Annotated in this window: 4 protein-coding genes; all 4 read right to left on the reverse strand. The window is 62.7% G+C overall.

What is annotated here, in order from left to right:
* Positions 1–1,232, reverse strand: a 1,232-nt coding sequence (locus BLX41_RS35325) for an efflux RND transporter permease subunit (protein WP_259744882.1), incomplete at its 3' end; no start/stop codon positions are given.
* Positions 1,229–2,548 carry an MdtA/MuxA family multidrug efflux RND transporter periplasmic adaptor subunit gene (locus tag BLX41_RS13800; RefSeq protein WP_123725340.1) on the reverse strand — a complete coding sequence of 440 codons (1,320 nt, stop codon included), beginning with the start codon at positions 2,546–2,548 and terminating at the stop codon, positions 1,229–1,231. The genes BLX41_RS13800 and BLX41_RS35325, both read right to left, overlap by 4 nt.
* Positions 2,549–2,724: 176 nt before the next feature.
* A complete protein-coding gene (gene tpx / locus BLX41_RS13805) occupies positions 2,725–3,225 on the reverse strand; it encodes a thiol peroxidase (protein WP_123725341.1) in 501 nt (166 codons plus the stop codon).
* A 304-nt stretch (positions 3,226–3,529) separates the two neighbouring features.
* Positions 3,530–4,153, reverse strand: a 624-nt coding sequence (locus BLX41_RS13815) for a type 1 glutamine amidotransferase domain-containing protein (RefSeq protein WP_259744884.1), incomplete at its 5' end; no start/stop codon positions are given.

The raw sequence follows: 4,153 nt of genomic DNA on the forward strand, positions 1-4,153 counted from the left end.
GAGATGTTCTCCAGCATGACGATGGCATCGTCCACCACAAAACCGGTGGCGATGGTCAGGGCCATCAGGGTCAGGTTGTTCACCGAAAAACCGGCCAGGTACATCACGCCGAAGGTGCCGATCAGCGACAGCGGCACGGCAATCGAAGGAATGATGGTGGCGCTGGCTCGACGCAGAAAGAGGAAGGTCACCATCACCACCAGGGCAATGGCGATGAACAGTTCGTGCTGCACATCGGTGACCGAGGCGCGAATGGTCTGGGTGCGGTCGGTGAGCACCGTGACGTCCAGGCCCGCTGGCAGGTTGTCGGTGATGCTCGGCAGCAGCGCCTTGATCCGGTCCACCACCTCGATCACGTTGGCCCCGGGCTGGCGCTGGATATTGAGCAGCACCGCCTGGTTTTCATTGGCCCAGGCCGCCAGGCGCTCGTTCTCGGCGCCGTCGACGATCTCGGCCACATCCTTCAGGCGCAGTGGTGCGCCGTTCTTGTAGGCCAGGATCAGCTCGGCGTAATCCTTGGGCGAGGTCAGCTGGTCGTTGGCATCGAGCATCGAGACCCGGGTCGGGCCGTCGAAGTTGCCCTTGGGCTGGTTGACGTTGGACGCGGCAATCAGGGTGCGCACGTCCGCCAGGTTCAGGCCGTTGGCCGCCAGGGCCTCGGGGTTGACCTTGATCCGCACTGCCTGGCGCTGGCCACCGGCGATGCTGACCATGCCGACGCCGCTGATCTGGGCGATCTTCTGTGCCATGCGGGTGTCCACCAAGTCATTGAGCTTGGGCAACAGCATGGTCTTGGAGGTGATGGCCAGGGTCAGCACCGGGGTGTCCGCCGGGTTGACCTTGTTGTACACCGGCGGTGCCGGCAGGTCCTTGGGCAACAGGTTGGTGGCGGCGTTGATGGCCGCCTGCACCTGTTGCTCGGCCACGTCCATATTGATGTCGAGGCTGAACCGCAGGGTCAGCACCGAGGCGCCGCCGGAGCTGGTGGAGGCCATCTGGGTCAGGCCGGGCATCTGCCCGAACTGACGCTCAAGGGGCGCGGTGACCGCGCTGGTCATCACGTCCGGGCTGGCCCCGGGGTACAGGGTCATGACCCGGATGGTCGGATAGTCCACCTGGGGCAAGGCCGAGACCGGCAGCAGGCGATAGGCGATCAGGCCGGCCAGGACAATGGCCAGCATGCTCAGGGTGGTGGCTACCGGACGCAGGATGAACAGCCGCGAGAAATTCATGCGCCGACCTTTTGCGCCTTGCCATCAACCGGCTGGCCATCCGCTGCCGGCGCGCTGGCGGGCTTGCCCTGCAGGTGTTCGGTGGGGGTGGTGGGCACTTCGCTGCTGTCGTTGACCACTTCCACCTCACTGCCCTCCTTGAGGCGGTCGGTGCCTTCCATCACCACCCGGTCACCGGCCTTGAGACCGTCCTTGATCACCGTCAGGTCGCCGTTGCTGTCGCCCACCTGCAGTTGGCGGATCTTCACCTTGCTATCACCGTCCAGGGCATAGACGAAGGTGCCGTTGGTGCCGAACTGGATCGCTGCCGAAGGTGCCAGCACCACGTTCTTCAGGGTGTCGGCCAGCAACCGCACATTGACGAACTGATTGGGGAACAGGCCCTGGTCGCGGTTATCGAAGCGCGCCTTGAACTTCAGGGTGCCGGTGGTGGTGTCGATCTGGTTGTCCAGGCTTTGCAGCACGCCGCTGGCTTGCAGTTTCACATCGCCCCGGTCCCAGGCTTCCACCGCCAGCTTGGCGCCGCTGTGGTAGCGCTTGAGCACGGTTTCCAGGCTGTTTTCCGGCAGGGTGAAGGCCACGCTGATCGGCTGGGTCTGGGTGATGATCACCAGCGCCGTGGTGTCATTGGCCGCCACCAGGTTGCCCACGTCCAGCTGGCGCAGGCCCAGGCGACCGGCAATGGGCGCACGGATGTTGGTGAATTCAAGGTTTAGCTTGGCGTCGTTGACCGCAGCCTGATTGGTCTTGACCGTGCCCTGGTACTGGCCCACCAGCGCCGCAGCGGTGTCCAGGGTCTGTTTGGCGATGCTGTCCTGGGCGTACAGGCCGCGATAACGCTCAAGGTCGACCTGGGCGTTCTTCAGCTGGGCCTGATTCTGCAGCAAGGTGCCCTCGGCCTGGAGCAAGGCATTCTGATAGGGCCGCGGATCGATCTGTGCCAGCAGGTCGCCGGCCTTGACCATCTGCCCTTCCTCGAAGTTGATCTTGACCAGTTCCCCCGCGACCCGGCTGCGCACATTGATGGTGTTGAGTGCCGTCACCGTGCCCAGGGCCTTGTAGTACAACGGGAAGTCGCCCTGAGTCACCGGCGATACCCGCACCGGAATCGGTCCGCTGGCGCCGCCGAAACCGGGACGCACGCTGCCACTGCGCCCGGTATGCCCGGTCGCGGCTTTCTGCCCCGCAGCCTCCTGGTGGGTACTGGCCGGCCAGAATTTCCAGCACAGGCCAACGACCAGCAGCAGGACGAACAGGCCGAACAGCCAGCGACGGGAGTTGCGGGGAGCAGAGGATTGCATGGAGTGATCAACCATTGGGCGCGTGGGAGTCTTTTTGAGAAGGCTGAAAGATAAGCACTAGAGCGGTTTTAGCAAAGCGCCTTTACCGGCAATTTACCTTTGACTGACGTTTTAAGGTGCGGCGCTAAGCCACTGAAGCACAAATAAAAACGGCCTGGACAGGGCCAGGCCGTGAATAATTGTAAAGGCTGTTACTTGAGTACGGCCAAGGCCGCGTCGTAGTTCGGCTCTTCGGCGATTTCCTTGACCAGCTCGCTGTGCAGCACTTTGTCGTTTTCGTCCAGCACCACCACGGCGCGGGCCGTCAGGCCGGCCAGTGGGCCGTCGGCGATGGCTACGCCGTAGTTCTCGATGAACTCACGACCGCGCAGGGTCGACAGGTTCTGCACGTTTTCCAGGCCTTCGGCGCCGCAGAAGCGTGCCTGGGCGAATGGCAGGTCGGCAGAGATGCACAGCACCACGGTGTTGGCCAGCTCGTTGGCCTGGGCGTTGAACTTGCGCACCGAGGTCGCGCAAGTTGGGGTGTCGACGCTTGGGAAGATGTTCAGCACCTTGCGCTTGCCGGCAAGGCTGCTCAGGGAAACATCAGCCAGACCGGCGCCTACCAGAGAGAACGCAGGAGCCTTGGAACCCACTTGCGGCAGCTGGCCGTTGACCTGAACCGGGTTGCCTTTGAGAGTGACTTGAGCCATGAACGGAGTCCTTTATTGAACAGTGATGATGGAACAGCAATGAGAAATTCTTGAGAGGCCGAAGTTAAGCATGAAACGACGCGAGCACCTATTGCCAGGCGGATAAATTGTCCAACAAACGGCTTCAACAGCGCCCAGACGGACCACGCAATGATTACCGATCGCCGATCGTGGATCGTGGATCGGTAATCGGTAATCGGTAATCGGTAATCGGTAATCGGTAATCGTAGGAGCTGGCTTGCCAGCGAAGGCGTCCGCAAGGGCACCGCAACGCTCAAGGGCCCCTTCGCCGGCAAGCCGGCTCCTACAGGTGCGCCAGCAGCAGGTCCGCTACCGGGCCGCCGGATGCCGGGTTCTGCCCGGTGATCACTCGCTGGTCTTGCACGGCAAACGGTGCCCAGGGCGCGGCGGCCTTCTGGTACAGGGCACCCCGCTTGGCCAGTTCGGTTTCCGTCAGGAAGGGCACGTACTGGTCAAGCTCGACCAGCTTCTCCTCTTCATTGGAGAACCCGGTGACCTGCTTGTCAGCGATCAGCAACGAACCGTCCGCCAGCTTGATGTTGAGCAAACCCACCGCGCCATGGCAGACCGAACTGACATAACCACCCTGCTCGTAGATGTCACGGCTCAGGGCCTGCAACTCGGGGTTGTCGGGAAAATCCCAAACCACGCCATGCCCGCCGGCGTAATAGATAGCCAGGTAATCCTCGGAGCGGACCTGCTCCGGCTTCAGGGTCGCGCCCAGGCGGCTCATGAAAGCGCTGTCCTGGTACCACTGCCAGTCGGTGTCGTCAGCCATGGCCAGGCTGTGTGGATCGATGGGCACATAGCCGCCCTTGGGGCTGACGTAATCCACCTCGAACCCTGCCGCCTCGACCTTTTTCACAAAGTGCACCGCCTCCCCCAGCCACAGGCCGGTGGCACGGTT

This window comes from Pseudomonas protegens (assembly GCF_003732485.1).
Taxonomy (GTDB): domain Bacteria; phylum Pseudomonadota; class Gammaproteobacteria; order Pseudomonadales; family Pseudomonadaceae; genus Aquipseudomonas; species Aquipseudomonas protegens_B.